Origin of the sequence: Brevundimonas sp. (assembly GCF_031082345.1) — a bacterium.
Lineage (GTDB): Bacteria > Pseudomonadota > Alphaproteobacteria > Caulobacterales > Caulobacteraceae > Brevundimonas.
This window is the reverse complement of record NZ_JAVHLH010000218.1, coordinates 1-4,677: the sequence shown is the minus strand read 5'-3', so window position 1 is coordinate 4,677 and position 4,677 is coordinate 1. Positions and strand designations below refer to the sequence as shown.

The 4,677-nt window shown below is 68.5% G+C and carries 4 protein-coding genes and 1 pseudogene; 3 read left to right on the top strand and 2 right to left on the bottom strand.

Annotated elements, in window-relative coordinates:
- Positions 1–190: 190 nt before the first annotated feature.
- Positions 191–1,519, bottom strand: coding sequence for a sorbosone dehydrogenase family protein (locus RDU12_RS12525; protein ID WP_300291722.1), 1,329 nt, complete (start codon positions 1,517–1,519; stop codon positions 191–193).
- Between the two features lie 59 nt (positions 1,520–1,578).
- A complete protein-coding gene (locus RDU12_RS12520; RefSeq protein WP_300291725.1) occupies positions 1,579–2,400 on the bottom strand; it encodes a DUF1206 domain-containing protein in 822 nt (273 codons plus the stop codon).
- 188 nt (positions 2,401–2,588) lie between these two features.
- Between RDU12_RS12520 and RDU12_RS12515 the strand changes: the two genes are divergently transcribed.
- The 3 genes and pseudogenes from RDU12_RS12515 to RDU12_RS12505 form a co-directional block, all read left to right on the top strand.
- Positions 2,589–3,527, top strand: coding sequence for an ABC transporter ATP-binding protein (locus tag RDU12_RS12515; protein ID WP_300291727.1), 939 nt, complete (start codon positions 2,589–2,591; stop codon positions 3,525–3,527).
- A gap of 2 nt (positions 3,528–3,529) precedes the next feature.
- Positions 3,530–4,297, top strand: a complete 768-nt coding sequence (locus RDU12_RS12510; protein WP_300291731.1) for an ABC transporter permease — start codon at positions 3,530–3,532, stop codon at positions 4,295–4,297.
- A gap of 95 nt (positions 4,298–4,392) precedes the next feature.
- Positions 4,393–4,677: pseudogene (locus RDU12_RS12505) on the top strand (hypothetical protein); the annotation flags it as partial.

Here is a 4,677-nt window from a genome sequence, read left to right as displayed (position 1 = left end):
GGCTGGGGCCCGGCGGGCTCGGCCGGCGGGCCCAAGCCCTACACCGCCACCCTGAACACGACGACCGAGGCCGCGCCCACGACTCCGGCCCCGACCCCGGCTCCGACGCCGGTGATCGTGATCCAGCCCCAGTCCTGATCCGGTCCGAGAGATGAAGCGGCCCCGACGGAGCGATCCGCCGGGGCCCTTTTTATGGCCGCTCGGGGGCGGCGGCGGGCGAGACCCGCCAGATCACATTGCCGACGTCGTCCGCCACCAGCAGGGCGCCGCGCCCGTCGAACTGCACGCCCACCGGTCGGCCCATGGCTTGGTCCCGCTCATTGAGGAATCCGCTCAGAATGTCCTCCGGCCCGCCCGCCGGAACGCCGCCGACGAACGGCACGAAGATGACGCGGTAGCCGTTGCGGGGTTTGCGATTCCACGATCCGTGCTGCCCCACGAAGGCGCCGCCGCGGTAGCGGGCGGGGAACAGGTCGCCTTCGCCGAACGTCAGGCCCAGGGAGGCGGTGTGGGCGCCGAGGGCGTAGTCCGGCTTCAGCGCGGCGGCCAACATGCCGGGATTGGCGGGTTCGACGCGCTCGTCGACGATCGGACCGTAATAGCTCCACGGCCAGCCGTAGAACCCGCCCGGCGTCACCGAGGTCATGTAGTCGGGGACCAGGTCGTTGCCGAGTTCGTCACGCTCGTTGACGGCGACCCAGAGTTTTCCGCTGTCGGGCTGCCAGTCCATGCCGACGGGGTTGCGCAGGCCGGAGGCATGGACGCGGCGGGCCCCGGTCGCCGGATCGATCTCGAGGATGGCGGCGCGGTCGACCTCCTCCTCAAGCCCGTTCTCGGCGATGTTCGAATTGGAGCCGACGCCGACGTACAGCCGCGATCCGTCGGCGCTGGCCACCAGGCTCTTGGTCCAGTGGTGATTGCGGCCGGCGGGCAGGTCGGCGACCCGTCGCGGCGCGGCGGTGATCACGGTCTGGCCTGTCTGGTAGGGGAAGGCCACCACGGCGTCGGCGTTGGCGACGTAGAGCGTGTCCCCGACCAGAACCATGCCGAACGGCGAGGTCAGGTTCTCGAGGAAGGCGGTCTTCGTTTCAGCCACGCCGTCGCCGTCGGCGTCGCGGAGCAGAGTGATGCGGTCGGCGCTCGGCGCCTTGGCGCCGGCCTTCTTCATGAACAGGCCCTGGAAGAAGCCGCGCAGCCCGCCCTGCTTGCCTTCCGGCTTGGGCGGGGCGTTGGTCTCGGCCACCAGTATGTCGCCGTTGGGAAGGCGGTACAGCCAGCGGGGGTGATCCAGTCCGGTCGCGAAGGCCTGGACCCGGAAGCCGGCCGCCGGCGTGGGCGTCCGGCCCTCGGGCCAGCCGACCGCCTCGGCGATGTTGACGGTCGGGATCAGGGAACGCTGTGGAGCGGGAAGGACCGGGTCAGGGCCATAGCCCGCGAGGGGATCGAGCGCCTCCCCGCCGCCACAGGCGGAGAGCGCGAGCAGGGAGACGAATGCGACAGGCAGGATGCGGCGGATCATGGCGGCCTCGATGGGGTCAGCGAAGTGAGCCGGCGGGAACCCTGAACCGGAGTCCCGGCTCAGGGAAGATGTTTGATGTCGCGGGGCGGACGGATGCGGCGGAACCGGGCCTCGATGAAGGCGAAGAGACCGAAGGCCACGAAGCCCAGGGCGATGAAGCCGATGATCCAGGCGCCGGCCGTCCACTGCTCCACCCTTTCCAGCGCGGCGCCGAAGCTGGTCACCTCCGCCGCCCGAGCATTCCAGCCCGCGAGGGTCACCAGCCCCGCCAGGGGAAGGTAGGCCAGGCCGCGCGCGACATGGCCGATGCGGGCCATGGGCGTCACCCGCCGGCACATCCGGACCGAGCAGTCGAGGTATTCGCTGAAGTCCTCGCGCCACGCCTTGACGACGTTGGCGACCCCGATCCCGAAGAGGGTCAGGCCGGCGGCGATCAGCAGCCATCGACCGAAGGGAAGGTCGAGCAGCATCGCGGCCCGCTCGCGGCTCTCCACCACGCCCTCCGAGGGATCTTCCGCCCGCGGACCCGCGAACAGGACGAAGGCGGCGAAGGCGAGGCCTGTATAGGCCAGGCCGCTGGTCAGCTGGCCCGCCCGGGTCATGAGGCCGTCCCGGGACGTCCCCTCGTGATCGGCGTCGAAGACGGACTGAAGCACGCGCCACATCACGAAGGCCGTCAGGCCGAGGCCGATCATCAGCATCCAGAGGCGTCCCAGCGGGCGCTTTGACAGCCACTCCAGCGCGCCCCTGATCCCGACCGTGTCGCCGACCAGGCCCAGCGTCGCGAACAGCACCAGCAGGCCGACGGAAAGATAGACGAAGCCCCGCGCGCCATAGCCGACCCGGGCCGCCAGTTCGAGCAGGTCCTGCAGAGGGGGCACGCGGCGCAACAGGGGCGATCGCTTTCGCCCCGCGTCTCCCAGACGGGCGAGGAGAGAACGGAGCGGAGAGATGGCGTTCGGCACGGCGACCATAACCCCCCGCGGGAAATATGGCTCCGCTGTCGCGCCGCCGGCCTTGAGGTGCGACCTCCGGACGCATATCTGCTGCGCGCTCAGGGAGGGCGTGCATGCAGCCGGTGATCTCCATCCAGGGTCTGACGAAGACCTACAAATCGGGGCTTCAGGCCCTCAAGCCGATCGATCTGACCATTCGCAAGGGCGAGATCTTCGCCCTGCTCGGTCCCAACGGCGCGGGCAAGACGACGCTGATCTCGGTGGTGTGCGGCATCGTCACGCCGTCCACCGGTACGATCGTCGCCGACGGCCATGACATCCAGACCGAGTACCGGCAGGCGCGGTCGAAGATCGGCCTGGTGCCGCAGGAGCTGACCACCGACGCCTTCGAGACGGTGCTGGCCACCGTCACCTTCAGCCGGGGCCTGTTCGGCAAGGCGCCGAATCCCGCCCACATCGAAAAGGTGCTGCGCGACCTGTCGCTGTGGGAGAAGCGCAACGACAAGCTCATGACCCTGTCCGGCGGCATGAAGCGCCGGGTCATGATCGCCAAGGCCCTGAGCCACGAGCCCGACATCCTGTTCCTCGACGAACCCACCGCCGGCGTCGACGTCGAACTGCGCCGCGACATGTGGAATCTGGTCCGGGGGCTGAGGGACAGGGGCGTCACCATCATCCTGACCACCCACTACATCGAGGAGGCCGAGGAGATGGCCGACCGGGTCGGCGTCATTCTCAAGGGCGAGCTGATCCTGGTCGAGGAGAAGGCCGCCCTGATGAAGAAGCTCGGCCGCAAGACGCTGACCCTGAACCTGCAGGATCCGCTGGAGGCCGTTCCGCCCGAACTGGCCGAATGGAAGGTCACCCTGAACGACGACGGCCACGAACTCGAATACGTGTTCGATTCCAATCTCGAGAAGACCGGCGTGCCGTCGCTGCTGCGCAAGCTCAGCGATCTGGGCATCGCCTTCAAGGACCTGAACACCCGCCAGAGTTCGCTCGAGGACATCTTCGTCAGCCTGGTCCACCGCGACGCCGGAGCCGCTAAATGAGCATGACCTTCAACGGCTATGGCGTCTGGGCCATCTATCGTTTCGAGATGGCCCGCGCCCTGCGCACCATCTGGCAGTCGCTGGTCACGCCGGTGATCACCACCTCGCTGTATTTCGTGGTCTTCGGCTCGGCCATCGGCAGCCGCATGACCGAGATCGACGGCGTCGCCTACGGGGCTTTCATCGTGCCGGGCCTGATTATGCTCAGCCTGTTCACCCAGTCGATCTTCAACGCGTCGTTCGGCATCTACTTCCCGAAATTCACCGGCACCATCTACGAGCTCTTGTCGGCCCCGGTGTCGCCGCTCGAGATCGTCCTCGCCTACGTCGGGGCGGCGGCGACCAAGTCGGCGGTGCTGGGCCTGATCATCCTCGCCACGGCGGCCTTCTTCGTCCCGCTGCAGGTCCTGCATCCGGTCGAGATGCTGGCCTTCCTGATCCTGATCTCGACGACCTTCAGCCTGTTCGGCTTCATCATCGGCATCTGGGCCAACGGTTTCGAGCAGCTGCAGATGATCCCGATGCTGGTGGTCACCCCCCTGACCTTCCTCGGCGGATCGTTCTATTCGATCGACATGCTGCCGGAGGCCTGGCGGACGGTCACCCTGTTCAATCCGTTGGTCTATCTGATCTCCGGCTTCCGCTGGACCTTTTACGGCAGCGGCGACGTGGGGATCGGGATCAGCCTGGCGGCGACGCTGGGCTTCCTGCTGATCTGTCTGGCGATCGTCGGCTGGATCTTCCGGACCGGCTACCGGTTGAAGAACTAGGTCGGCGCCGGTCGTCACGAAACGGGCCAGATCGGTCCGCACTCTGGCTTGGTCTTCGCGTTTTTGAAGCGCGCCCCGGCGGCGCGGGAGAGTTCATGTCCACCGACGACAACCAGCCCCTCAGCGACCAGCCTGTCCCCTTCGCCCGCCGACCCGTCACCTGGGGCCGGGCGCCGACGACCGTGTTCCGGGCCGGGCCGCTGCCGAAGGATGAGCGTCTGCCGCCCCTGCCCGAGGCGCCGACGTCGACGCCGGCCCGCGCTTCCCGGGCTGGAATCCTGAGCGGTTCGATGATTCCGCAGGCGGCGCCCGCGCCCCGGCCTGCGCCGGCGTCGACGCCCGCCCCGGAGCCGACGACCTTCGCCGAGGCGCCCCCGTCG